The organism is Enterobacter mori (assembly GCF_025244905.1).
Lineage (GTDB): Bacteria > Pseudomonadota > Gammaproteobacteria > Enterobacterales > Enterobacteriaceae > Enterobacter > Enterobacter mori_A.
Genome location: NZ_CP104285.1, coordinates 1376705 through 1402217, shown reverse-complemented (window position 1 = coordinate 1402217; position 25513 = coordinate 1376705). Strand labels below are relative to the sequence as shown.

Here is a 25513-nt window from a genome sequence, read left to right as displayed (position 1 = left end):
CCGCTATGAAAAAAATACTGACATTACTGCTGTTGGGTCTGGCATCCAACGCTAACGCCGATGATATCCAGATCCAGATGACGGGAAATATTTACGCCAACACCTGCGTGATCGACAGCGCCAGCCGCAACCTGACGGTGGACTTAGGCCAGGCGGTGTCGGGCAGTTTTAAAGATGTGGGCGATACCGGCGAGTGGAAAGACTTTTCCCTTTCGGTCTCGCATTGCCCGGCCACGCTTGCTCTCGCCACGGCCTATTTCTACGGCCAGGCAGACAGCGAGCACCCGACAAAATTTGCCAACATCGGCAGCGCGAAAGGACTGGCGCTGGAGCTGGCTGACCGTCAGGACAAGATACTCATTGCCCCACAGGCAGCCTTTAACGTCGCCATTAATCCGAGTGACCACACGGCGACGTTTCCGCTTTCCGCACGTTACTACGCCACCTCCACGCCCGTCAGCGCGGGTACGTTCAGCAGTGTGATTCAGGTGACCTTCACTTACCAGTAGGACCGCGCCCCTTAGCACGGATGCTTTTCCGACGCCCGGCGGCCAGTTTTGCCGGGCGTTTTTTTACCTCCGGCACCTCCGGCTGTTCGATCGGGAAGATCGGCAGCGCGTTGAGCAGCCGCTGGCCGTAGTTCCTGGTAAGTAACCGTTTGTCATAAATCACCACCTCCCCCCAGCAGCCGTGGCTACGAATCAAACGCCCCACCTGCTGAATCAGGTTAAACGACGCCGCAGGTAAACTCTGCACCTCAAACGGATAGCGGTTAAGGCTTTTCAGCCACTCTCCTTCGGTGATCACCACCGGGCTGTCGATGGGCGGGAAGGCGATTTTATGAATATGCACCTGCGTCAGGTAGTCCCCTTTTAAATCCAGGCCTTCAGCAAACGACTGCAACCCTACCAGCACGCTGCGCTCGCCGTTATCAATGCGCTTGCGGTGCGTTTCTACCAGCCGGTAGCGCGGCTGATCGCCCTGCACCAGCAGGAGTAAACGCAGATCGGTGACGTGTTCCAGGAAGCGCTGCATCGCCCGCCCGCTGGCAAACAGCACCAGCATGCCGGGGTATTTTTTGCTCTCGACCTGTTCGCGGAAGTAGGCCGCCATTTCCGCGATGTGCTGCTCCTCGTTGTCGATGAGCGGCTCATATTTCATGCGCGGAATGACCAGCTTGCCCTGCTCGCAGTGGTTAAACGGCGAGTCCAGCGCCACGAAGCGGTCGCCCGCTTTCTCTTTTAGCCCACTCATTTCCTGCAGCCTTGAGAAACTGTTCAGGGAGCGCAGCGTGGCAGAGGTGACAACCACGTGCGGCACGCTGCGCCAGATCAGCTTTTCCAGCTGATCGGCCACGCGGATGCCCACGCAGTGGAAAAAGAGGTGCGCCTGCCCGTCCCGCTCTTCGCGGGTCGCCCATTTAGTGACCGGCGCGCCGGAGGCCTGCGCCATTGAGGCCAGCCGCCAGAGCTTGCTCTGCGCTTCGAACATCCCCAGCGCGCGGTTCATCTGCAGCAGAATGCGGTGCAGACGCACCACGTCATGCGTACCGGTTTTTTCGCTGAGATCGTTCAGGAACATCTCCGCCAGCCCACGCAGTTTTTCCAGATGCTTCGCCAGCTGCTGGCAAATCTCCATCACCTCTTCAGGTAGCTCACCCATTGCAAAGCGGTGTTCAGCTTCCTGCGTTTGCGGAAGATAAAGATTTAAAATGTTGTTGAGCGATGAGATCAGGCCGTAGACCTCTTCACAGTGGTCGCTCAGCCGCTCCGGCACCGCCAGCGGCGGCGTGGTTTTCGGGCGGAACTGCTCCATGCAGGTGGCAATCAGCTTGCAGAACAGATCGAGCTGCAGGCGGAACCACGGCGCGGTAATTTCGGCGCTCATCTCCAGCGCATCCCGCGCCACGTCCGGCAGATGGTGGCCTTCATCGAGCACCAGCAGCAGGTTTTTTGGCTCCGGCAGCACCGCTTCGCTCTCGAGCGCGGCCATCACCAGCGCGTGGTTGGCGACCACCACCTCCGCCTCCTGGATTTCTCGCCGGGCGACGAAGAACGGGCACTCTCGGTAGTAATGGCAGTTGCGGTTCAGGCAGCTCGCTTTATCGGTGCTGAGCCTGCGCCATAAATCGTCGCTGATGGCCTTATCAGTATGATCGCGCAGGCCATCCCACTTATAGCCGTCAAGATCGACCTTGAGCGTGGCGCAGAGTTCCTGCTCGGCTTTGTTGTTCGGCGTGAGATCGTCGTCGAGGAAGGCCAGCAGATCCTGCTGCGTCGCCTCACTGCTGGCCAGCCCCGCCAGGTTTCGCGGACACACGTAGCGCCCGCGCCCAAAGGCGGCCGTAAAGCGCAGGTCGGGGATGATTTTGCGCAGCAGCGGCAGATCTTTGCTGAAGATCTGATCCTGCAGCGCCACGTTGGCGGTACTGACCACCAGCGTTTTATCCTCTTCCCGCGCAATCGCGATGCCGGGAATAAGATACGACAAGGTTTTCCCGACGCCGGTAGGGGCTTCAATCGCCAGATGTCGCCCGTCGTCCCCGGCGAGCGTTTTGGCCACGTCAGCAATCATCTGCCGCTGCGGCGCTCGGGGGATAAAGTCGGGGATCTGCTGTTGTAGCGCCTTATACCATGCGCCAATTTGCGCCTTGAGCGCAGCGGTTAAAGCCATTGGAAAACCTGAAATACTGTATAAACAGCCACTATTGTGGCACTTTCTCTTCGCCGCCGCAAAAAGAAAAGCCCGGCTTTACGACCGGGCTTCCAGATTACTGCGGGTTAGCGGGCTTGCGCGGGCGACGTCGACGCTGCCCTTCCCCCGCCGGTTTCCCTTCGCCGCTACGCCACGGATTTTCACCCGCCGGTTTGCTGTCGTTGTTACGACGCGGCGGTTTGCCGGATGATTTCGGTGCGCCGCCTTCTGCACGACGCGGCTGCTGGCCGCGACCTCCGCCGCCCTGACCACGACCGCCACCCTGACGACCGTTCTGAATCGGCTCGGCTTTGATCGACGGATCGACCTCATACCCCGGGGTTTCGATGCGCGGGATCTCTTTCTTCAGCAGACGTTCGATGTCGCGCAGCAGCTTGTGTTCATCCACGCAGACCAGAGAAAGCGCTTCACCGGTTGCCGCCGCGCGGCCGGTACGACCGATACGGTGAACGTAGTCTTCCGGCACGTTTGGCAGCTCGTAGTTCACTACGTGCGGCAGCTCTTCGATATCCAGGCCACGGGCGGCGATATCGGTCGCCACCAGCACGCGGATGTCGCCGGATTTGAAGTCCGCCAGCGCACGGGTACGCGCGCCCTGGCTCTTATTGCCGTGGATCGCCGCGCTGCGGATACCGTCTTTATTCAGCTGTTCCGCCAGGTGGTTGGCACCGTGTTTGGTGCGGGTAAAGACCAGCACCTGCTGCCAGTTGCCCTGACCGATCATCTGGGAGAGCAGTTCCCGCTTGCGCTTTTTATCAACAAAGTGAACGTGCTGCGTCACCTGCTCAGAGGCGGTGTTGCGACGCGCCACTTCCACTTCCAGCGGGTTATGCAGCAGCTTTTCCGCCAGCGCCTTGATCTCGTCGGAGAAGGTCGCGGAGAAGAGCAGGTTCTGACGACGCGCAGGCAGCTTAGCCAGCACGCGACGAATATCGTGGATGAAGCCCATGTCGAGCATGCGGTCGGCTTCGTCCAGTACCAGAATTTCAATGCTATCGAGCTTCACGGCGTTCTGGTGTTCCAGATCCAGCAGACGGCCCGGCGTTGCCACCAGCACATCCACACCGCCGCGCAGCTTCATCATCTGCGGGTTGATGCTGACGCCACCGAAAACCACCAGCGAGCGAATGTTGAGATAGCGGCTGTAGTCACGCACGTTCTCACCAATCTGCGCGGCCAGCTCACGGGTAGGCGTCAGGATCAGGGCACGAACCGGACGACGGTTTTTGGCGTGCGGCTGGTTTTTTACCAGCAGCTCTAACAGCGGCAGGGTAAAGCCCGCGGTTTTACCGGTGCCCGTCTGGGCGCTTGCCATCAGGTCACGGCCCTGAAGCACGGCGGGGATCGCCTGCTGCTGGATTGGGGTTGGCTCAACGTAGCCCTGTTCTGCGATCGCGCGCAGAATTTCCGGGTTCAGGCCAAGGGAATCAAAAGACATAAAAACTCCGAACCGCCCCGACCATCACAGGTGTAGTTTTCAGGGAGATATAACGAATAGGGGAGGACAAAAACCACAATGTCGCGAAGGGGCGGAGTGTAGCAGCTTTTGTGACGTGGCGCATAAAATATCCCTCAACATCCCCTCGACGGGAGAGTGAATCAGACATAATCTTAATCAATCGATTGATTAATTTTTAATGCCGCCATGAATACAACACCCACAACAACCAAAGGTGAACAGGCCAAAAGCCAGCTTATCGCCGCCGCGCTGGCGCAGTTTGGTGAGTACGGGCTGCACGCGACCACGCGCGATATTGCCGCGCTGGCCGGGCAGAATATTGCGGCCATTACCTACTATTTTGGCTCAAAAGAGGATTTATATCTCGCCTGCGCCCAGTGGATCGCCGATTTTATCGGCACGCAGTTTCACCCGCACGTGGAAGAAGCCACCGCGCTGCTCAGCCACCCGTCGCCCGATCGTGCCGCCGTTCGCCAGCTTATTCTCAACGCCTGTAATAATATGATCCGCCTGCTGACGCACGACGATACGCTGAACCTGAGCAAGTTTATTTCCCGCGAGCAGCTCTCCCCTACGGCTGCCTACCAGCGGGTACACGATCAGGTGATTGCGCCGATGCACTCGCACCTGACCCGCCTTATCGCGGCCTATACCGGACGCGATGCAAGCGACACCGATATGATTTTGCATACCCATGCCCTGCTGGGCGAAGTGCTCGCCTTCCGTCTGGGGCGGGAGACCATCCTGTTACGCACGGGCTGGACACAATTTGATGAGGATAAAGCCGCGCAGATTAGCAAGGTGATCGCCTGTCATGTCGATCTGATCCTGCAAGGCTTAACGCAAAGGAGCCTGAAGTCATGAAAAAACCTGTCGCCATCGTTCTGGTGGTTGTTGTGTTGCTTGCTGCTGGAATAGGTGGCTGGCTGTGGTATCAGAGCCAGCAGGATAAAGGCCTGACGCTGTACGGCAACGTGGATATCCGCACGGTGAACATGAGCTTCCGCGTCGGCGGACGTCTCGCCTCGCTGAGCGTTGACGAAGGTGATGCCATCAAAAGCGGGCAGACGCTGGGGATGCTGGATAAAGCGCCCTACGAGAACGCGCTGATGCAGGCCAAAGCGGGGGTTTCCGTGGCTCAGGCGCAGTATGACCTGATGCTGGCAGGCTATCGCGATGAAGAGATCGCCCAGGCCGCCGCCGCCGTTAAACAGGCGAAAGCCGCCTATGACTACGCGCAGAACTTCTACGCGCGTCAGCAGGGGCTGTGGAAAAGCCGCACCATTTCCGCTAACGATCTGGAAAATGCGCGCTCGTCCCGCGACCAGGCGCAGGCTACGCTGAAATCCGCACAGGATAAATTAAGCCAGTACCGCACCGGTAACCGCGCGCAGGATATTGCCCAGGCGAAAGCCAGCCTTGAACAGGCGCAGGCGCAATTAGCGCAGGCAGAACTGGATTTGCATGACACGACGTTAATCGCCCCGTCCGACGGCACGCTGATGACCCGCGCCGTGGAGCCGGGCAGCATGCTCAGCGCGGGCAGCACCGTTTTAACGCTCTCCCTGACCCGCCCGGTGTGGGTGCGCGCCTACATTGACGAGCCGAACCTCGGGCAGATGCAGCCGGGCCGCGAATTGCTGCTCTATACCGACGGCCGCCCCGACAAGCCGTATCACGGCAAAGTGGGCTTTGTCTCCCCTACCGCCGAATTCACCCCGAAAACGGTTGAAACCCCGGACCTGCGTACCGACCTGGTGTATCGCCTGCGCATCATCGTCACCGATGCGGACGACGCGCTGCGTCAGGGTATGCCCGTAACCGTAACAGTCAGCAACGGGGAACGACATGAATGACGACGTTATCCAGCTCAACAATCTGGTCAAACGCTTCTCAGGAATGGACAAACCGGCCGTCGCGCCGCTGAACTGTACCATCCAGAAAGGCTACGTGACCGGACTGGTGGGCCCGGACGGCGCGGGGAAAACCACGCTGATGCGAATGCTGGCGGGGCTGCTGAAGCCGGATGAAGGAAGCGCCAGCGTGCTCGGTCTTGACCCGATCAAGGATGACGGAGCCCTCCACGCCATGCTCGGCTATATGCCGCAGAAGTTTGGCCTGTATGAAGACCTGACGGTGATGGAAAACCTGAACCTGTACGCTGACCTGCGCAGCGTCACCGGCGAAACGCGGCAGAAAACCTTCGCCCGCCTGCTGGAGTTTACCTCCCTCGGCCCGTTCACCGACCGGCTGGCAGGCAAGCTTTCCGGTGGGATGAAGCAGAAACTGGGGCTGGCCTGTACGCTGGTCGGCGAGCCAAAAGTGCTGCTGCTGGATGAGCCCGGCGTCGGCGTTGACCCGATTTCGCGCCGTGAATTGTGGCAGATGGTGCACGAGCTGGCGGGCGACGGGATGCTGATCCTCTGGAGCACCTCCTACCTCGACGAAGCGGAACAGTGCCGGGACGTGCTGCTGATGAATGAAGGCGAACTGCTTTATCAGGGCGAGCCGACAACGCTGACGCAGAGCATGGCCGGGCGCAGCTTCCTGCTGCATAGCCCGCAGGCGACCAACCGCACGCTGCTGCAGCGGGTGCTCAAGCTGCCGCAGGTCAGCGACGGGATGATACAGGGCCGCTCGGTGCGCGTGATCCTCAAAAAAGAGGCCACCGTCGACGATGTTCGCCGTGCGCCCGGCATGCCTGAGATCGAAATGGAAGAGACCGCGCCGCGCTTTGAGGACGCGTTTATCGACCTGCTGGGCGGCGCGGGCACATCTGAGTCGCCGCTTGCCGCCATTTTGCATACGGTGGAAGGCACGTCGGGCGAAACGGTGATCGAAGCGAAATCGCTCACCAAAAAGTTCGGGGATTTCGCCGCCACCGATAACGTCAATTTTGCGGTGAAGCGCGGCGAGATTTTTGGTCTGCTCGGGCCGAACGGCGCGGGAAAATCGACCACCTTTAAGATGATGTGTGGCCTGTTGGTGCCGACGTCCGGCAAGGCGCTAGTGCTGGACATGGATCTGAAGGTCAGCTCCGGCAAGGCGCGCCAGCATCTCGGGTATATGGCGCAGAAGTTTTCGCTGTATGGCAACCTGACGGTCGAGCAGAATCTGCGCTTTTTCTCCGGCGTGTACGGCCTGCGCGGGCGGGCGCAGAACGAAAAAATCCGCCGCATGAGCGACGCCTTCGGGTTAACGACTATTGCTTCCCACGCCACGGACGAACTGCCGCTCGGCTTTAAGCAGCGGCTGGCGCTGGCCTGCTCGCTGATGCACGAGCCGGATATTCTGTTTCTGGATGAACCCACTTCGGGCGTTGATCCCCTTACCCGCCGCGAGTTTTGGCTGCATATCAACAGCATGGTGGAGAAAGGGGTGACCGTGATGGTGACCACCCACTTTATGGACGAGGCGGAGTACTGCGACCGCATCGGGCTGGTCTATCGCGGCAAGCTGATTGCCCACGGCACGCCGGACGACCTGAAAAATCAGGCCGCCGACGACGCACAGCCAGACCCGACCATGGAGCAGGCGTTTATCACCCTCATCCACGACTGGGATAAGGAGAATGCCCATGCGCAGTAATGCCATTTCGTGGCGCAGGGTGCGCGCGCTATGCATTAAAGAGACGCGGCAGATCGTGCGCGACCCCAGCAGCTGGCTGATTGCGGTGGTGATCCCCCTGCTGCTGCTGTTTATCTTTGGCTACGGCATAAACCTGGACTCCAGCAAGCTGCGGGTCGGGATTTTGCTGGAGCAACAGAGCGAAGAGGCGCTGGACTTCACTCACGCCATGACCGGCTCACCCTATATTGACGCCACCATCAGCGACAACCGGCGGGAACTGATCCAGAAGATGCAGGCCGGGAAAATTCGCGGTCTGATCGTCATTCCGGTGGATTTCGCCGCCAATATGGCGCGCGCTGAAACCGATGCGCCGATTCAGGTGATCACCGACGGCAGCGAGCCGAATACCGCCAACTTCGTGCAGGGCTACGCGGAAGGGATCTGGCAGCTCTGGCAGATGCAGCGCGCCGAAGACCGGGGAGAGACGTTTGAACCGCTGATCGACGTGCAAACGCGCTACTGGTTTAACCCCGCCGCCATCAGCCAGCACTTTATTATTCCGGGCGCGGTAACCATCATCATGACGGTAATCGGCGCGATTCTGACCTCGCTGGTTATCGCCCGCGAGTGGGAGCGCGGCACCATGGAGGCGCTGCTCTCCACCGAAGTGACGCGCGTCGAGCTGCTGCTGTGCAAGCTTATTCCCTACTATTTTCTCGGCATGCTGGCGATGCTGCTCTGTATGCTGGTGTCCGTCTTTATCCTCGGCGTGCCGTATCGCGGCTCGCTGGTAGTGCTGTTCTTTATCACCAGCCTGTTTTTACTCAGCACGCTGGGTATGGGGCTGCTCATCTCCACCATCACCCGCAACCAGTTTAACGCCGCGCAGGTGGCGCTCAATGCCGCTTTTCTGCCGTCGATTATGCTTTCCGGGTTTATCTTCCAGATAGACAGTATGCCGGCGGTGATCCGCGCCGTGACTTACATCATCCCGGCACGCTACTTCGTTAGCACCCTGCAAAGCCTGTTTCTGGCAGGGAGTATTCCGGTGGTGCTGATTATCAACACGCTGTTTCTGATGGCGTCGGCGGTGATGTTTATCGGGTTGACGTGGATGAAAACCAAGCGGCGGTTAGATTAAGGAGCGCGCATGTTTCACCGTTTATGGACGTTAATACGCAAAGAGCTGCAATCCCTGCTGCGCGAGCCGCAAACCCGCGCCATTCTGGTCTTGCCGGTGCTGATCCAGGTTTTACTGTTCCCGTTTGCCGCCACGCTGGAGGTGACCAACGCCACCATTGCTATTTACAACGAAGATAACGGCAAACATTCCGTCGAGCTGACGCAGCGCTTTGCCCGTGCGAAAGCCTTTACCCACATTCTGCTACTGAAAAGCCCACAGGAGATCCAGCCCACCATCGACACGCAAAAAGCGCTGCTGCTGGTGCGGTTCCCGGCGGATTTCTCCCGTAATCTGGATACTTTCCAGACCGCACCGATGCAGCTGATCCTCGACGGACGTAACTCCAACAGCGCCCAGATAGCGGCCAACTACCTGCAGCAGGTGGTGAAGGATTACCAGCAGGAGCTGATGGAGGGCAAACCAAAGCCCAACAACAGCGAGCTGGTAGTGCGCAACTGGTACAACCCGAATCTGGACTACAAGTGGTTCGTGGTGCCGTCGCTGATCGCCATGATCACCACCATCGGGGTGATGATCGTGACCTCCCTCTCCGTCGCCCGCGAGCGCGAACAGGGCACGCTGGATCAGCTGCTGGTCTCCCCGCTCGCCACCTGGCAGATTTTCGTCGGCAAAGCGGTGCCGGCGCTGATTGTCGCGACATTTCAGGCTACCATCGTGCTGGGGGTGGGGATTTGGGCCTACCAGATCCCGTTTGCCGGTTCGCTGGCGCTGTTTTACTTCACGATGGTGATTTACGGGCTGTCGCTGGTGGGGTTTGGGCTGCTGATCTCCGCACTCTGCTCGACGCAGCAGCAGGCGTTTATCGGGGTATTCGTCTTTATGATGCCCGCGATTTTGCTCTCGGGGTACGTATCACCCGTCGAGAATATGCCGGTGTGGCTCCAGGATCTGACGTGGATAAACCCGATTCGCCACTTTACGGACATCACCAAGCAGATCTATCTGAAGGATGCGAGTCTGGATATTGTCTGGGGAAGTTTGTGGCCGCTACTGGTCATCGCGGCCACGACGGGTTCAGTGGCGTACGCGATGTTTAGACGCAACATTGCGTAGCTTTTTCTCTTTGGTCAGCAACGAGACGACCGCAGGCCCTGCAAGAATGGCCAGACCCGCCAGGGCCAGCAGCAGGTTGTTTTGCAGCACGCGCGACAGCAGCCAAAGCACAATCATCGCGGCACCAAAATACCAGGTGGTGGTGAGCTCTTCAAGCACATCACCCACTTCACGCCAGCGCGCCTCGTGGTGACGCTGTAAAAACAGCATCGACAGCACGGTGACGCCGTAAAGCACGCATAGCCCCAGACCAACGCGCACCAGCGTGCCGCTCATCCAGCCCATCACCAGTACGGCCACGACCAGTAAATGCAACATTATCTGCCAGCAACTTAAACCCGTTGCGACACGAACACGTTGTTGCCACTTCATGGCTTCTCTCCTGAAGGATTTTTCTCTGCTAGTTCAGACTACCGCACTTTACGGAAAATTCCGTAACGCCGCATCTTTTTGTGACGCCGACTACACTTTATTTTCATCGGGATAGTCACCCAGGAAGGTGTTTATGACCATTAAAAAGCAGCATTTCTCGCTTAAGGTGCTGACGATAAACATTCATAAGGGCTTCACAGCATTTAACCGCCGCTTCATTTTACCGGAGCTGCGCGACGCCGTTCGCACCGTCAGCGCGGACATTGTTTGCCTGCAGGAAGTGATGGGCGCGCACGAAGTGCATCCAATGCATGTCGAAAACTGGCCGGATGCCCCCCACTACGAGTTTCTGGCCGATACCATGTGGAGCGATTACGCTTACGGACGCAACGCGGTTTACCCCGAGGGGCATCACGGCAATGCGGTGCTGTCGCGTTTTCCGATTGAACACTATGAGAACCGCGACGTGTCGGTGGGCGAAAGTGAAAAGCGCGGCCTGCTTTACTGTCGTATCACGCCACCTGACCTGGAATTTCCCGTTCACGTAGGCTGTGTTCATCTTGGCCTGCGTGAAGCCCACCGACAGGCTCAGCTGCAGATGCTCGCCGAATGGAGCAATGCGCTGCCGGAAGGCGAGCCCGTGGTCATCGCCGGTGATTTCAACGACTGGCGGCAGCGCGCCAACCATCCGCTTAAGGTGAACGCCGGGCTGGAGGAAATTTTCACCCGCGCCAACGGACGCCCCGCACGCACGTTCCCGGTACGCTTTCCCCTGCTGCGCCTTGACCGAATCTACGTGAAAAACGCCCACGCCAGCAGCCCAACCGCGCTGGCGTTACTCAACTGGCGACATCTCTCCGACCATGCCCCACTCAGCGCGGAGATCCATTTATGAAATGTTCATGGCAGGAAGGTAACCGCATTACGCTGCTGGAGAATGGCGATCAATATTATCCGGCCGTATTTAAAGCGATTGATAACGCACAGCAGAAAGTGATCCTCGAAACCTTTATCTGGTTCGAAGATGAGGTTGGCAAGCAGTTGCACAGCGTGCTGCTGCGTGCTGCCCGGCGCGGGGTCAAAATTGAAGCGCTGCTCGACGGCTATGGCTCACCGGACCTGAGCGATGAGTTCGTCAACGAACTGACCGCCGCCGGCGTGGTCTTCCGCTACTACGATCCCAGCCCCCGCTTATTTGGCATGCGCACGAACCTCTTTCGTCGGATGCACCGCAAAATTGTGGTGGTGGATGAGACGGTGGCGTTCGTCGGCGGCATTAACTACTCCGCTGAACATATGTCTGACTACGGCCCGGAAGCCAAGCAGGATTACGCAATCCGCATTGAAGGCCCGGTGGTTCAGGACATTTTACTGTTTGAACTGGAGAACCTGCCGGGTAAAGAGGCCGTTCGCCACTGGTGGCGACGTCGCCATCGCCCGGAGGAGAACCGACAGCCAGGCGAAGCGCAGGCGCTGTTTATCTGGCGGGATAACGGCGAGCACCGGGATGACATTGAACGTCATTACCTGAAGATGCTGGCGAACGCGAAGCGCGAGGTGATTATCGCCAACGCTTACTTCTTCCCCGGCTACCGTATTCTGCATGCCATGCGCAATGCGGCCCGACGCGGCGTACGGGTGAAACTGATTGTGCAGGGCGAGCCGGATATGCCAATTGTCAAAGTGGGCGCACGCCTGCTCTATAACTATCTGGTGAAAGGCGGCGTGCAGATCTATGAATATCGCCGTCGACCGCTGCACGGAAAAGTGGCCCTGATGGACGATCACTGGGCAACCGTCGGCTCCAGCAATCTCGATCCACTGAGCTTGTCGCTGAATCTGGAAGCGAACCTGATCATTCACGATCGGCAGTTTAATCAAACCCTGCGGGATAACCTTCAGGGGCTGATCGTCAATGACTGCGTGCGCGTAGATGAGTCCATGGTGCCGAAACGCACCTGGTGGAACCTTGGCATCGGCGTGGTGGTGTTCCACTTCCTGCGCCATTTCCCGGCGATGGTCGGCTGGCTGCCCGCGCATACGCCAAAGCTTGCGCAGGTGGACCCGCCGGTTCAACCCGAAATGGAAACTCAGGACCGCATTGAAGCGGAAGACGGAGGGAAAACCTGATGTCGAAATCGCATCCTCGCTGGAAGCTGGCAAAGAAAATCCTCACCTGGCTGTTCTTTATCGCCGTCGCGGTTCTGCTGGTGGTGTACGCGCAAAAAGTCGACTGGGAAGAGGTGTGGAAGGTCATCCGTAACTACAACCGAATGGTGCTGCTGAGCGCCGTCGGGCTGGTCATCGTGAGCTACCTGATATACGGCTGCTACGACCTGCTGGGCCGCGCCTACTGCGGCCACAAGCTGGCAAAGCGCCAGGTGATGCTGGTGTCGTTTATCTGCTACGCCTTTAACCTGACGCTGAGCACCTGGGTCGGCGGCATTGGCATGCGCTATCGCCTTTACTCGCGCCTTGGCCTGCCGGGCGGAACCATTACGCGTATTTTCTCGTTAAGCATCACTACTAACTGGCTGGGCTATATTCTGCTCGGCGGGGTGATCTTCACCATCGGCGTGGTGCAACTGCCCGCGCACTGGTATATCGACGAGGCCACGCTGCGCATTCTGGGTATCGTGTTGCTGTTGATCATCGCCGTGTATCTGTGGGCCTGCGCCTTTGCTAAACGCCGCCATATGACCATCAAGGGTCAAAAGCTGGTATTGCCCTCATGGAAGTTCGCGGTACTGCAAATGGTGGTCTCCAGCGCCAACTGGATGGCAATGGGGGCGATTATCTGGCTGTTGATTGGTGAAGACGTGAATTACTTCTTCGTGCTGGGCGTGCTGCTGGTGAGCAGTATTGCAGGCGTGATTGTGCATATTCCGGCCGGGATCGGCGTGCTGGAGGCGGTGTTTATCGCGTTGCTTGCGGGGGAGCATGTCTCTCAGGGAACGATCATCGCCGCCCTGCTGGCGTACCGCATGATCTATTACTTCCTGCCGCTGGCGCTGGCAACGGTCTGTTATCTGGTGCTGGAGAGTCGGGCGAAGAAGCTGCGGGCGAAGAATGAGAGGATGTTGGCGAAATAAAAGCAAAACGGCAACCTTGTTGCCGTTTTTAGTGTTTGTTCCCTCTCCCGTGGGAGAGGGTCAGGGTGAGGGCACCAGACCGCACCGCCACCCGGCAAAACAACCTCAGCGACGGTTGCCGAAAATACGCAGCAGCATCAGGAACAGGTTGATGAAGTCCAGATACAGCGTCAACGCCCCCAGAATCGAGTATTTGCGCAGGTTAGAACTGTCGCGCACGTCGATCTGTTCGCCGATGTTTTTCAGCTTCTGCGTGTCGTAGGCCGTCAAGCCAACGAAGACCACCACCCCGATGTAAGTTACAGCCCACATCAGCGCGTCACTCTTCAGCCACAGGTTCACCAGCGACGCCAGCACGATCCCAATCAGCCCCATAAACAGCATGTTGCCTAAGCCGCTCAGGTCACGTTTGGTGGTGTAGCCGTACAGGCTCATAACGCCGAACATCCCGCCGGTCACCACAAAGGTGCTGGCGATGGAGGAGTAGGTGTAAACGATGAAAATACTGGAAAGCGTCAGCCCGGTTAGCGCCGAATAGAGCATAAACAGCGTGGTCGCCATTCCGGCACTCAGCTTTTGCACCAGGCCAGAAAGCACAAATACCAGCGCAAGCTGCGCGATAATCAGCCCAAAGAAGGTGATTTTGCTGGAGAAGATAAACATCATCAGTTCAGGCGTGTTCGCCGCATACCACGCAATAAACGCGGTAAGCAGCAGGCCGACCGTCATCCAGCCGTACACCTGAGCCATATACGTCTGCAGGCCGCTACGGGTCTGCTGTACTATTGAATCGGAACGCGGAAATCGGTCCATGATTCACTCCTGATTAAGATTAAGTAGACACACACGTTAAGATTAACACATCCACGTAAACCGACTACCAACGGCTGGCGGCTTGTTTATCGCTGTCGCGCGATTCCACCCAGCGGTCACCTTCCGGCGTGGCTTCGCGCTTCCAGAATGGCGCTTTAGTTTTGAGGAAATCCATAATGAACTCCCCTGCCGCAAACGCGCTGCTGCGGTGTGCGCTGGTCACCCCGACGAAGACAATCTCCTCGCCAGGCCACATCTCGCCGATGCGGTGAATAACCGTGATGCGCCCGAGCGGCCAACGACCTCGCGCCTCGTCGACAATCGCCGCCAGCGATTTTTCGGTCATCCCCGGATAGTGCTCCAGCGTCAGAGCCTTCACGCTGTCACCGAGGTTGTGGTTGCGCACTTTACCGGTAAAGGTGACAACTGCGCCGTCTTCATCGCGTTCCGCCAGCCAGCTATATTCTGCCCCCACGTTAAAACGCTCGGGACCAACCAGAATTCGGGTTTCAGCCATTTTAGCCCCCTGTCACCGGCGGGAAGAAGGCCACTTCATCCCCTGCGTTCAGCGGATGGGTGAATTCAACCAGCGTCTGATTCACGGCGGCCAGCAGCTTGCCTTCGTCGAGCGCCAGCGCCCAGCGGTCGCTTTGTGCCGCCAGATGCGTGCGCAGGGCAGCGACGTTTTCGAAAGACGCATCCAGCGTCAGGCTGTCGGTATTCACCAGCTCGCGCACCTGCGCAAAAAAGAGCACCTTAATCATGGCTGTCCACCTTAAAATCACCGGATTTGCCGCCGCTTTTCGCCAGCAGGCGCACCGGGCCAATCACCATATCTTTCTGCACCGCTTTACACATATCGTAGATGGTCAGCGCGGCGACAGAGGCCGCCGTCAGCGCTTCCATCTCCACGCCGGTTTTGCCGGTTAAGCGGCAGAGTGACTCGATGCGCACGCGGCTGTGTTCCGGCTGCGCCTGCAGGTTCACCTCCACCTTGCTCAGCATCAGCGGGTGGCAGAGCGGGATTAAGTCCCAGGTCCGTTTAGCGGCCTGAATCCCCGCGATGCGCGCGGTCGCAAAGACATCACCTTTGTGGTGGCTGCCGTCGATAATCATCGCCAGGGTTTCTGGCAGCATAGTGACGAACGCTTCCGCGCGCGCCTCGCGCACCGTTTCCGCTTTGGCGGAGACGTCCACCATATGCGCTTCGCCAGCGGCGTTAATGTGGGTCAGTTGTGACATCGCTTATTTCTTTAAATGGGGGTGGAAATTACACGGACGGGTACGGGCATCCAGCTGCGGGGCGATAATGTTTTCCCATGCGGTGCGGCAGGCTTTGGTCGAGCCCGGCATGGCGAAAATCAGCGTGTTGTTCGCCACGCCCGCCACGGCGCGCGACTGAAGCGTGGAGGTACCAATCTCTTCAAAGGAGAGCATGCGGAATACTTCACCGAAGCCTTCTACTTCGCGGTCGAACAGCGGGATCAGCGCTTCGGGAGTCTGATCGCCTGCGGTAAAGCCGGTACCGCCAGTAATCAACACCACCTGCACCTCATCGCTGGCGATCCACTGAGAGACCTGAGCGCGAATGGCGTAGCGGTTCTCTTTTACGATTGCCTTATCGACGATGTGATGCCCCGCTTCATGCGCCTCATCACGCAGCCAGTGGCCGGAGGTATCATCCTCTTCGCCACGGCGGTCGGAAACGGTAAGGATAGCAATGCGTGTCGGGATAAATTCTGCGCTTACCTGACTCATCTTCTGATTCCTTCTTAAGCCTGATTACCCGCCGATGTAAGACAGGTTCTGAGTAATACCGGTATTGCCCTGATGCAGGAAGTGGGTCTGTTTTTTATGCGTCAGCGCTTCAGAAATGCGCGCTTCAAGCGCGTCCTGCTGCGCATCGTCTTCCAGCAAATCGCGAAGATCTACGCCGCCGTCGCCGAACAGGCAGAGATGAAGCTTGCCAACGGAGGAGACGCGCAGGCGGTTGCAGCTGGCGCAGAAGTCTTTCTCATAGGGCATGATAAGCCCAATCTCCCCTTCGTAATCCGGGTGACAAAAGACCTGCGCTGGGCCGTCGCTGCGCTGGCGGATTTGATGGATCCAGCCGCGTTTCAGCAACGCGTCGCGCAGCACCATGCCGGAAATGTGATGGCGACGGAACAGCTCGCTGCCCTCGCCGGTTTCCATCAGTTCAATAAAACGCAGTTGAATGCGGCGTGGTTTGATCCACGCCAGGAAGGTGTCCAGCTGATGATGGTTTACATCACGCATCAGCACGGTGTTCACTTTGACTTTGTCGAAGCCCGCCGCGAATGCGGCGTCAATGCCGTCCATCACCTGCTGGAACTTGTCCTGTCCGGTAATGGCGTGGAACTGACGGGCATCCAGGCTGTCGACGCTGACGTTGATCGCCGTCAGCCCTGCATCGCGCCAGTTCGCCACGTCACGCGCCATGCGATAACCGTTGGTCGTCACCGCAATTTGTCGGATACGTGCGTTTTCACGCACGGCCGCAATGATGTCGGGGAAATCACGGCGTAAAGAGGGTTCGCCACCGGTCAGACGCACTTTTTCGGTGCCGAGCTCAGAGAAGGCGCGCGTAACGCGCCGCACTTCATCGACAGAAAGAAAGCCGTTATTGGTGACCCTGCCCGGTTTATAGCCATCGGGCAGGCAGTAGGTGCAACGGAAGTTACACACATCGGTAATCGACAGACGTAAGTAGAAAAACTTACGCGCGAAAGCATCAGTAAGTTGTGAAGCCATGTACACCTTTCCAAATCGGGAGGCACAGTCATTTCTTTCTGTACCCTGGTGGCTAATTTGCCACGGCCAGGACGCCATATCGTTCGACACAGGCGCCAGGGCTAGAGTGTATGTTTTCAAAAATGAAAACGTGGTTATAACGATAGTAACGCGGAAATCATCACTTCGCCATTCTCGCATTTCGCTATATAATTATATATATAGCGACTTAATCGTGCATTTTCGCTACAGGATACCCAAAAACCGCACTTTCACATTGATATACGTCATTTTGCATCGGCTGAGGCATCGTCTTTTAGGGGTAGTTAGGTTACTGTTACGCGATCGAACGTGATAAGGAATACCTATGCGCAATCGCACTTTTGCGGATCTTGACCGAGTGGTCGCTCTTGGCGGAGGCCACGGCCTGGGCCGTGTCATGTCCTCATTGTCGTCACTCGGGTCAAGGCTGACAGGGATAGTGACCACCACCGATAACGGCGGCTCAACGGGGCGGATCCGACGTGCCGAAGGCGGGATTGCCTGGGGAGATATGCGCAACTGTCTGAACCAGTTAATTACCGAACCGAGCGTCGCATCGGCGATGTTTGAGTACCGTTTTGGCGGTAATGGCGAACTTTCGGGGCATAACCTCGGAAATCTGATGTTAAAGGCTTTAGATCACCTGAGCGTGAGGCCTCTTGAAGCCATCAACCTGATCCGTAATCTGCTTAAAGTGGATGCATTTCTGATCCCCATGTCTGAACAACCGGTCGATTTAATGGCTATCGACGCTGAAGGGCATGAAGTTTACGGTGAGGTGAATATTGATCAGCTCATCCTGCCGCCAACGGAGCTAATGACCTATCCAGGCGTCCCCGCCACGCGCGAAGCGGTAGAAGCCATCGGGGAAGCGGATCTGATCCTGATTGGCCCGGGCAGTTTTTACACCAGCCTGATGCCGATTCTGCTGGTGAAAGAGCTGGCGCAGGCGCTGCGCCGCACCCCTGCCCCGATGGTCTACATCGGTAACCTGGGACGTGAACTGAGCCCGGCGGCGGCGAGCCTGTCGCTGGCGGACAAGCTTGAGTTAATGGAGCAGTACGTCGGTAAAAAAATTATCGACGGTGTCGTGGTGGGGCCGAAGGTGGACGTGTCGGGTATTGGTGACCGCGTGGTGGTGCAGGAGCCGCTGGAGGCGAGTGATGTTAAATATCGCCATGACCGTCACCTGCTGCGCGAGGCGCTGGAGAAGGCGATTCAGGCGCTGGGTTAGGTTCGTTTTGTGCGGCCTGATGCCCTCTCCCACAGGGAGAGGGAGAAAACAGATCACCCACTCACGATGCCGCGATGAAAAGATCCCGCAGCTGATGAAGCTGGTCGCGGATCTGCGCCGCCTCTTCGAACTCCAGGTTCTGCGCGTGCTGCATCATCTGCCCTTCCAGCTCGTGGATTTTCTGCTGCAGCGCTTTCGGCGTCAGCACGACGGTATCTTCTTCCACCACTGAACGCGCCTTGCCGCGACCTTTCGCTTTGGTTTTGGCAATGTTCTGACCCAGCGCCAGGATATCCACTACCTTCTTGTTCAGACCCTGCGGCGTAATGCCGTGCTCTTCGTTGTAGCGCTGCTGCTTCTCACGGCGGCGCTCCGTTTCACCAATCGCTTTCGCCATCGACGGGGTGATTTTGTCACCGTACAGAATCGCTTTCCCGTTGACGTTACGCGCCGCACGGCCGATGGTCTGGATCAGGGAACGTTCAGAACGCAGGAAGCCCTCTTTATCCGCATCCAGAATCGCCACCAGCGAGACCTCCGGCATATCCAGGCCTTCCCGCAACAGGTTAATCCCTACCAGCACGTCAAACTCGCCCAGACGCAGGTCGCGGATGATCTCCATGCGCTCAACGGTATCGATATCCGAGTGCAGATAACGCACCTTCTCGCCGTGCTCTTCGAGATACTCGGTCAGGTCTTCCGCCATACGCTTGGTGAGCGTGGTCACCAGCACGCGCTCGTTGATGGCGGAACGGGCCCGAATTTCCGAGAGCAGATCGTCCACCTGCGTGGCCACCGGACGAACTTCAATAATGGGGTCGAGCAGACCTGTCGGACGCACAACCTGATCGACAACATCTTCACCGGATTTCTCCAGCTCGTAGTTGCCCGGCGTGGCCGATACGTAAATGGTTTGCGGCGCGAGCGCCTCAAACTCTTCAAACTTCATCGGGCGGTTATCCAGCGCCGACGGCAGGCGGAAGCCGTATTCCACCAGCGTCTCTTTACGCGCGCGGTCACCGCGGTACATCCCGCCGATCTGCGGGATCGTGACGTGGGATTCGTCGATCACCAGCAAACCGTCTGCCGGAAGGTAGTCAAACAGCGTCGGCGGCGGCTCGCCCGGCCCGCGCCCGGAGAGGAAACGCGAGTAGTTTTCAATGCCGGAGCAGTAGCCCAGCTCGTTCATCATCTCAAGGTCGAACTGGGTGCGCTGGCTCAGGCGCTGCTCTTCCAGCAGCTTATTGTTCGCCAACAGCACCTTGCGGCGCTCGGCCAGCTCCACTTTGATCTCTTCCATCGCCTGCACAATACGCTCGCGCGGCGTCACGTAGTGCGTTTTCGGGTAGATGGTGAAGCGCTGGATCACCGATTCAATGTGTCCGGTCAACGGGTCGAAGAGCGACAGGCGTTCAACCTCTTCATCGAACAGCTCAACGCGCAGCGCCATATCGTCTGATTCCGCCGGGAAGATGTCGATCACTTCTCCGCGCACGCGGAATGTCCCGCGCTGGAAGGCCTGATCGTTACGGGCATATTGCAGTTCAGCCAGACGACGGACGATGGCGCGCTGATCAATGATCATTCCCTGCGTCAGGTGCAGCATCATCTTGAGATAGAGATCCGGATCGCCCAGACCGTAGATCGCGGAAACCGATGCCACCACCACAACATCGCGACGCTCCAGAAGCGCCTTAGTGGCCGACAGACGCATCTGCTCAATGTGCTCGTTCACTGAGGCATCCTTCTCGATGAAGGTGTCAGAGCTCGGCACATAGGCTTCTGGCTGGTAGTAATCGTAGTAGGAGACAAAATACTCCACCGCGTTGTCCGGGAAGAACTCTTTCATCTCACCATAAAGCTGCGCCGCCAGGGTTTTATTGGGTGCCAGCACCATCGTTGGGCGCTGGAGATCCGCAATCACGTTGGCGATGGTGAAGGTTTTACCTGACCCCGTCACACCTAATAGCGTCTGATGCGCCAGCCCATCTTCCAGCCCCTCTTCCAGACGGCGGATGGCCTCGGGCTGATCCCCCGAAGGACGGAAAGCAGAATTCAATTTGAACGGTTTACTCATGGGCGACAACCTGATGACGTTATAAGCGGCAGGTGAGTAATTTTACTCGTTGTTGCCAGGAATGCCAGTAAAAAACACTGGATGGAAAACCAGTGGCATGGCAGGATATTTAGAGTAGCACCTGGGGAATGAGCGCGATTCCGGTTGAAATGTAGACTGTGACAAAATAAAACACCAGCCTGACTCGGTTATCCCCAGAACTTTTCCTTTTTTAACATTTGTCAAGCCAGGTAATGATAGTTTTGTGGCAACGGGTGACACTTTCATGACGGCAATTGCTTTTATCTAAGCAATTAAATAATAAACGATATTTTCTAAAGCCGCGTTTCGCGTCAATTTGGGCGTAAGCCGCGTCTTCTCTCGCTTATCGCGTGTTTTCTAACTCTAATGCACATGGTTATCCACAGGAATAGTGGATAACTGCTTCCAGCCCATGCAGACTGGCGCTCGGCAAATTCCCGGTTTTTCCCACGAGGCGGCAACAAAAAATTTTTATAGCTATTTTTTGATGATAAACAGTTGAGTCATTCATAACCAACTCATGCGATCTCGCTCACAAATCCGCCATTTCACACCCTGCACCACAATTCACCGCTTCCGGCACCGTTGATGTGCAATTCAGGGATCCGCGCGACGATCCGCAGAGACTTATTCCTAAAAAAGCCCCTTTTTTAATCACTTTATGGTTTCTGGCAGGCGTTTTGCACAGTCGACTACGAGCGTCATCAATAAACATTTTTAAGGAGAGAAAGATGTTGAGTCTGCGTGCTGTGAATCAGTTTTACGGAAGCCAACATACGCTATGGAACCTGGATTTAGATTTTCCGCAAGGCATGTGTACAGGCGTCGTTGGCCTGCCGGGAATGGGCAAAACGACCCTGATGAACTGCATTACCGGAAAAGTGCCCGTCGAAAGCGGCACCATTATCTGGCATGAAGCCGGGGCGCCGCCGCACGATTTGCTCAGCCAGGCGTCAGACCACCGTTCCATGCCGGGCATAGGCTATGTGCCGCAGGACAGACGGATCTTTTCCCAGCTGACCATCGATGAAAATTTGCATATTGCGATGCAGGCCGTGGGGAAACCCGATCCTGAGGCGAAAAGAGACGTTTACGACCTGTTTCCGGCACTCTATGCGCTGCGGCAGGCCCGCGCCAACACGCTCTCTCCGGATGACCAGTATCAGCTGGCGCTGGCCAATGCGCTGGTGAACCGCCCGCGCCTGCTGATCCTCGATGAACCCCTGCACGGCGCAGGACACAGCTTCGCCCAGAAGCTGGGGCAGCTGCTGGTGCGCTTAAATCGGGAGTTAGGTATGACGGTGTTATTAGCGGAGCAACAGCTGTCGTTTATCCGCCGGGTGGCGGACCGTTTCTGCATGCTCTATCGCGGGCGTAACGTGGCGCAGGGCCACGTTAACGAACTCGATGACGAGCTTATCGCCCACTGGATGTCGCGGGAAGCAAGACGCTGAGATCGAGATAACGTCCGGTTTCGGCATTTTCCGCGCCGTCAGCCAGCCAGGGAATTTCCCCGAGGCACGGCGCGGGAAGGACGCGCCTGAGCGTCGCCAGATACTCCTGATGGCGTTTACCCGGGGCAACCACGTCGTTGGCTATCCAGCCCGCCAGATGCAGCCCGGCCTGCTGTACGGCCTGCGCTGTCAACATGGCGTGATTGATGCAGCCCAGCTTGACGCCGACGACCAGAATGACCGGAAGCTGCTCGGCCTGCACCCAGTCAGCAAACGTCTGCGTGTCCGAAAGCGGCGTAAACCAGCCGCCAGCCCCCTCCACCAGCACCCAGTCGGCCTGGCTTTCCAGCGTCCGTAATCCGGCAGACAGCACGGCGAAATCAATCGGACGGCCCTCATCGGCACTGATGATGTGCGGCGAGGTCGGCTCGGCAAAGGTGTACGGATTCACCGCTGAATAGGCAAGTTCAAGCGTACTGTTGCGCTGGAGCGCCAGCGCGTCGGTGTTGCGTAAGCCTTCCGGCGTCATCTCGCTGCCTGAGGCGACGGGCTTATACCCGGCTGTGTTTTTCCCAAGCTTTTGCGCCGCCTGCAGCAGCGCCGAGCTGGCAACCGTTTTGCCCACTTCCGTGTCCGTGCCGGTAACAAAATAACGTTCAGTCACGTTCGATAATCCCATGAAAAAGTTGATAAGAGAGCGGAAATTGCCCCCGCTGCTGCGGCCAGGCCAGCTCCAGACGCTGCAGCTGTCCCCGGGTGAGCAGTTTTCTCTCCCGCCCGGCATGCAGGTGCGTGGCCCCGATGCCCTTCAGCGAGCGCATGGCGCTGAACGCATCGCTAAAATTGAGGGTGATGGTCTGCACCGTGCTGCGATAGCGCCAGCCTGCCAGCGCCTGCGTCACCTGGTCATGCGATAAAAAGCGGTTAGCGTGCGGCTGCTCATCCACCGCTTTCCACGCCTGATTCAGCTCCGGTAACGAACTTTCCAGCAAGGTCGTAAAGGCCACCTTCCCGCCCGGTCGCGTCACGCGATAAAGCTCGCTTAAGGCCTGCGGCAGGCTGCTGCACCACTGCACCGCCAGATGGCTCCAGACCAGATCGAACTGCGCATCCGCCTGCGGGATGGCCTCGATATCGGCCACCAGGTAATGATGCGCAGCCTGCTGCTGGCGCGCTTCGTCCAGCATTGCGGGCGACAGGTCGATGGCCGTTACCTGGCTCCCCGCCTCGCGCCAGTAGCGGCTGTTGCTGCCGGGACCACAGCCGGCATCCAGTACCTGTGCGAAGCGATCCTCGCCAAGCACGGCCAGAAGCCCCTGCGCGCTCAGACGCTGCAGTTCATCGTGCTGCGAATAGCTCTGCGCGGCCCGTCCGAATGCCGCCGCAACGGCCTGCTTATTCACCGGCAACATGGAGTGCCTCCAGCAACGTCTGGATATCCCGTGCTTCATGCGCCGCTGTCAGGGTTAAACGCAGCCGTGCGGTACCGGGCGGGACCGTTGGCGGGCGGATGGCGGTCACCCACATGCCGCGCTCGCGCAGCGCCTGTGCCAGCGCCAGCGCGCGAGCATTTTCGCCGACAATCACCGGCTGGATAGCGCTCTGCGAATCGGGACTGTGGAAGGGCAGCGCCGCTAACCCCTGGCGGAAGCGGGAGATATGCTCTGCCAGCCGCTGGCGACGTTCATCCCCTTCTGCGCTGCGGATCACCGCCAGCGACGCGGACAGCGCCACGGCCTGCGCCGGGGGCATGCTGGTGCTGTAAATCAGGTGTCGGGCAAACTGCAGCAGATAGTCTGCGACCGAATCGCTGCACAGCACGGCGGCGCCGCTGACGCCAAAGCCTTTGCCGAAGGTGACAATCAGCAGTTCCGGCTTCACGTTTTGCTGGTTCGCGCTGCCGCGTCCTTCGTTTCCCATGACGCCGATGCCGTGGGCATCGTCGACCAGCAGCCAGGCGTTTTGCCGTTTTGCAGCCTCGTGCAGCGCGGCAAGCGGCGCGCTGTCGCCGTCCATGCTGAACACCCCTTCGGTGACCACCAGCTGCTGTCCGTCGCAGGGTTTATCCAGCAGCGCAGCAAGCTGCCCCGCATCGTTATGGGCAAAACGCCGCAGCTGAGCCGGGCTTAAATTTGCCGCCTCCAGCAGGGACGCGTGGCTCAGGCGGTCGGCGACTATGCGGTCCTCTTTTTCCATCAGGGCGGTAATGACCGCCTGATTCGCGGCAAAGCCCGAAATAAAGAGCAGCGCGCGAGGATAGCCCAGCCAGTCGGCAAGCGCCTCTTCCAGCGCCTGATGCGCCGTGGTGTAGCCGCTGACGTGTCCCGAGCCGCCGCTGCCCACGCCAAACCGCTCCGCGCCCTGCTGCCAGGCGCGGATGATGACCGGATGCTGGCTCAGGCCGAGATAGTCGTTGCTGGAAAAATTACAAAACTGCCGCCCCTCGCGGGTAAGAAAACGGCCCGCGCCGTTTTCCACCACCCTGCGAACGCGAAACGCCTCTGCTGCCCGGCGTTCGTCCAGCGCGGTATTCATTCGTGCCTGCCAGGTCATACGGCTGCCGCGTTGTAGAACTGGTCGGTGTCGGCGTTGAAAATCTGCTGCTCCAGCTGCTGCTGTTGCTCGTTATCGCCCGTCAGCACCTCGGTCTGGTGCGGGTTCAGCCCCAGCTTGCGGAACAGCTGAACGTCTTTGTCCTCTTCCGGGTTCGGCGTGGTCAGCAGCTTGCAGCCGTAGAAGATGGAGTTGGCTCCGGCCATAAAGCACATCGCCTGGGTCTGCTCGTTCATCTGCTCGCGACCGGCAGAGAGGCGCACGAAAGAGGTCGGCATCATGATGCGCGCTACCGCGATGGTGCGAATAAAATCAAACGCGTCCACGTCTTCGTTATCCGCCAGCGGCGTGCCCTTGACCTTCACCAGCATGTTGATTGGCACGCTTTCCGGCGGGGTCGGCAGGTTCGCCAGCTGCAGCAGCAGGCCCGCGCGGTCTTTCACCGTTTCACCTAAGCCCACGATGCCGCCGGAGCAGACCTTGATCCCGGCATCACGCACTTTATCCAGCGTGTCCAGACGCTCCTGATAGGTACGCGTGGTGATGATGTTGCCGTAAAATTCCGGCGAGGTGTCGAGGTTGTGGTTGTAGTAGTCCAGCCCCGCCGCGGAGAGGCGCTGCGCCTGCTGCTCGTTGAGCGTGCCGAGCGTCATACAGGCTTCGAGGCCCATCTCCTTCACGCCCTTCACCATCTGCTCAAGATACGGCATGTCGCGATCGTGCGGGTTCTTCCACGCCGCGCCCATGCAGAAGCGGGTCGAACCGGCATTTTTCGCCTTACGCGCGGAGTCGAGCACCTGCTCAACTTCCATCAGGCGCTCTGACTCCAGACCGGTTTTGTAGCGCGCGCTCTGCGGGCAATATTTGCAGTCTTCCGGGCAGGCGCCGGTCTTGATCGACAGCAGCGTGCTGACCTGAACATGGCGGGGATCGAAGTGCTGACGATGCACCTGTTGGGCTTCGAACATCAGCTCAAGGAAAGGTTTGTTGAATAATTCAGTAACTTGCGACATCGTCCAGCGTGCGTGGTGAGCCATGGGGCTTCTCCAAGGGTTTTGTTAATTTTCGGTTCGGTTTATACTCGTAAACCTAAAACTTTTCAA

At 58.3% G+C, this 25513-nt stretch carries 25 protein-coding genes and 1 riboswitch; of the genes, 11 read left to right on the top strand and 14 right to left on the bottom strand.

The genetic code is table 11. The features are described from left to right. Nucleotides 1-5: 5 nt before the first annotated feature. Nucleotides 6-509: a fimbrial protein gene (locus N2K86_RS06595; protein WP_260660889.1), complete on the top strand. Its 504-nt coding sequence runs from the start codon at nt 6-8 to the stop codon at nt 507-509. Here the strand turns inward: N2K86_RS06595 and dinG are convergent. Beyond that, a complete protein-coding gene (gene dinG / locus N2K86_RS06590) occupies nt 496-2673 on the bottom strand; it encodes an ATP-dependent DNA helicase DinG (protein ID WP_260660888.1) in 2178 nt (725 codons plus the stop codon). The genes N2K86_RS06595 and dinG overlap by 14 nt on opposite strands. 97 nt (nt 2674-2770) lie before the next feature. Further along, a complete protein-coding gene (gene rhlE, locus N2K86_RS06585) occupies nt 2771-4153 on the bottom strand; it encodes an ATP-dependent RNA helicase RhlE (RefSeq protein WP_260660887.1) in 1383 nt (460 codons plus the stop codon). A gap of 207 nt (nt 4154-4360) precedes the next feature. Here rhlE and cecR point away from each other — a divergent pair, with 207 nt between their 5' ends. The 5 genes from cecR to N2K86_RS06560 are packed head-to-tail and all read left to right on the top strand — an operon-like array spanning nt 4361 to nt 10001. Next, the gene (cecR, locus tag N2K86_RS06580; protein ID WP_260660886.1) at nt 4361-5038 is read left to right on the top strand and encodes a transcriptional regulator CecR; all 678 of its coding nucleotides are present in this window, start codon (nt 4361-4363) and stop codon (nt 5036-5038) included. Next, complete coding sequence (gene hlyD, locus N2K86_RS06575; protein WP_260660885.1) at nt 5035-6030, top strand: secretion protein HlyD; 996 nt, start codon at nt 5035-5037, stop codon at nt 6028-6030. Before cecR ends, hlyD begins: the two co-directional genes overlap by 4 nt. After that, on the top strand, nt 6023-7762 hold the full coding sequence (locus N2K86_RS06570) for an ATP-binding cassette domain-containing protein (protein WP_260660884.1): 1740 nt from the start codon (nt 6023-6025) through the stop codon (nt 7760-7762). The genes hlyD and N2K86_RS06570 overlap by 8 nt, the downstream gene beginning before the upstream one ends. Continuing rightward, nucleotides 7752-8885, top strand: coding sequence for an ABC transporter permease (locus N2K86_RS06565; protein WP_260660883.1), 1134 nt, complete (start codon nt 7752-7754; stop codon nt 8883-8885). The genes N2K86_RS06570 and N2K86_RS06565 overlap by 11 nt, the downstream gene beginning before the upstream one ends. Nucleotides 8886-8894: 9 nt before the next feature. After that, entirely contained in the window at nt 8895-10001 is a 1107-nt protein-coding gene (locus N2K86_RS06560) for an ABC transporter permease (protein ID WP_047173455.1), read from the top strand. Here N2K86_RS06560 and N2K86_RS06555 read toward each other — a convergent pair. Beyond that, nucleotides 9963-10373 (bottom strand): YbhQ family protein, encoded by a 411-nt coding sequence (locus N2K86_RS06555; RefSeq protein WP_014883088.1) that lies wholly within the window; start codon nt 10371-10373, stop codon nt 9963-9965. The two genes, N2K86_RS06560 and N2K86_RS06555, sit on opposite strands and share 39 nt — an antisense overlap. A gap of 133 nt (nt 10374-10506) precedes the next feature. Here N2K86_RS06555 and N2K86_RS06550 point away from each other — a divergent pair, with 133 nt between their 5' ends. Genes N2K86_RS06550 through N2K86_RS06540 form a run of 3 tightly spaced genes read left to right on the top strand, consistent with a single transcriptional unit; the run spans nt 10507 to nt 13465 of the window. Then, the gene (locus N2K86_RS06550) at nt 10507-11268 is read left to right on the top strand and encodes an endonuclease/exonuclease/phosphatase family protein (RefSeq protein WP_260660882.1); all 762 of its coding nucleotides are present in this window, start codon (nt 10507-10509) and stop codon (nt 11266-11268) included. Beyond that, on the top strand, nt 11265-12503 hold the full coding sequence (gene clsB / locus N2K86_RS06545; RefSeq protein WP_260660881.1) for a cardiolipin synthase ClsB: 1239 nt from the start codon (nt 11265-11267) through the stop codon (nt 12501-12503). The genes N2K86_RS06550 and clsB overlap by 4 nt, the downstream gene beginning before the upstream one ends. Beyond that, entirely contained in the window at nt 12503-13465 is a 963-nt protein-coding gene (locus N2K86_RS06540) for a lysylphosphatidylglycerol synthase domain-containing protein (protein ID WP_010428847.1), read from the top strand. The genes clsB and N2K86_RS06540 overlap by 1 nt, the downstream gene beginning before the upstream one ends. Nucleotides 13466-13570: 105 nt before the next feature. Here N2K86_RS06540 and N2K86_RS06535 read toward each other — a convergent pair whose 3' ends face one another. The 6 genes from N2K86_RS06535 to moaA all read right to left on the bottom strand — a co-directional run bounded on the left by N2K86_RS06535 (nt 13571) and on the right by moaA (nt 17050). After that, nucleotides 13571-14278: a Bax inhibitor-1/YccA family protein gene (locus tag N2K86_RS06535; protein WP_010428846.1), complete on the bottom strand. Its 708-nt coding sequence runs from the start codon at nt 14276-14278 to the stop codon at nt 13571-13573. 64 nt (nt 14279-14342) lie between these two features. Further along, nucleotides 14343-14795, bottom strand: a complete 453-nt coding sequence (gene moaE / locus N2K86_RS06530; protein ID WP_260660880.1) for a molybdopterin synthase catalytic subunit MoaE — start codon at nt 14793-14795, stop codon at nt 14343-14345. A gap of 1 nt (nt 14796) precedes the next feature. Then, nucleotides 14797-15042 (bottom strand): molybdopterin synthase sulfur carrier subunit, encoded by a 246-nt coding sequence (moaD, locus tag N2K86_RS06525; protein WP_237991905.1) that lies wholly within the window; start codon nt 15040-15042, stop codon nt 14797-14799. After that, entirely contained in the window at nt 15035-15520 is a 486-nt protein-coding gene (gene moaC, locus N2K86_RS06520) for a cyclic pyranopterin monophosphate synthase MoaC (RefSeq protein ID WP_049008689.1), read from the bottom strand. The genes moaD and moaC overlap by 8 nt, the downstream gene beginning before the upstream one ends. A gap of 3 nt (nt 15521-15523) precedes the next feature. Continuing rightward, complete coding sequence (gene moaB / locus N2K86_RS06515) at nt 15524-16036, bottom strand: molybdenum cofactor biosynthesis protein B (protein ID WP_260660879.1); 513 nt, start codon at nt 16034-16036, stop codon at nt 15524-15526. A 24-nt stretch (nt 16037-16060) separates the two neighbouring features. Beyond that, a complete protein-coding gene (moaA, locus tag N2K86_RS06510; protein WP_260660878.1) occupies nt 16061-17050 on the bottom strand; it encodes a GTP 3',8-cyclase MoaA in 990 nt (329 codons plus the stop codon). Then, nucleotides 17038-17171, bottom strand: a riboswitch (molybdenum cofactor riboswitch). It overlaps the preceding gene by 13 nt. Nucleotides 17172-17396: 225 nt before the next feature. Between moaA and yvcK the strand changes: the two genes are divergently transcribed. Continuing rightward, on the top strand, nt 17397-18305 hold the full coding sequence (gene yvcK, locus N2K86_RS06505; protein ID WP_260660877.1) for a uridine diphosphate-N-acetylglucosamine-binding protein YvcK: 909 nt from the start codon (nt 17397-17399) through the stop codon (nt 18303-18305). 61 nt (nt 18306-18366) lie between these two features. Here yvcK and uvrB read toward each other — a convergent pair whose 3' ends face one another. Then, nucleotides 18367-20382, bottom strand: coding sequence for an excinuclease ABC subunit UvrB (uvrB, locus tag N2K86_RS06500; protein ID WP_238459206.1), 2016 nt, complete (start codon nt 20380-20382; stop codon nt 18367-18369). A gap of 752 nt (nt 20383-21134) precedes the next feature. Here uvrB and N2K86_RS06495 point away from each other — a divergent pair. Continuing rightward, the gene (locus N2K86_RS06495) at nt 21135-21857 is read left to right on the top strand and encodes an ABC transporter ATP-binding protein (RefSeq protein ID WP_260660876.1); all 723 of its coding nucleotides are present in this window, start codon (nt 21135-21137) and stop codon (nt 21855-21857) included. Here the strand turns inward: N2K86_RS06495 and bioD are convergent. From bioD to bioB, 4 genes are read right to left on the bottom strand one after another with little or no spacing between them, the layout of a single operon-like run. Continuing rightward, on the bottom strand, nt 21820-22521 hold the full coding sequence (gene bioD / locus N2K86_RS06490) for a dethiobiotin synthase (protein ID WP_260660875.1): 702 nt from the start codon (nt 22519-22521) through the stop codon (nt 21820-21822). The genes N2K86_RS06495 and bioD overlap by 38 nt on opposite strands. After that, nucleotides 22514-23269 (bottom strand): malonyl-ACP O-methyltransferase BioC, encoded by a 756-nt coding sequence (bioC, locus tag N2K86_RS06485; protein WP_260660874.1) that lies wholly within the window; start codon nt 23267-23269, stop codon nt 22514-22516. Before bioC ends, bioD begins: the two co-directional genes overlap by 8 nt. Further along, nucleotides 23253-24410: an 8-amino-7-oxononanoate synthase gene (bioF, locus tag N2K86_RS06480; protein ID WP_260660873.1), complete on the bottom strand. Its 1158-nt coding sequence runs from the start codon at nt 24408-24410 to the stop codon at nt 23253-23255. The genes bioC and bioF overlap by 17 nt, the downstream gene beginning before the upstream one ends. Further along, nucleotides 24407-25447 (bottom strand): biotin synthase BioB, encoded by a 1041-nt coding sequence (bioB, locus tag N2K86_RS06475; protein WP_260660872.1) that lies wholly within the window; start codon nt 25445-25447, stop codon nt 24407-24409. Before bioB ends, bioF begins: the two co-directional genes overlap by 4 nt. Nucleotides 25448-25513: the final 66 nt, after the last annotated feature.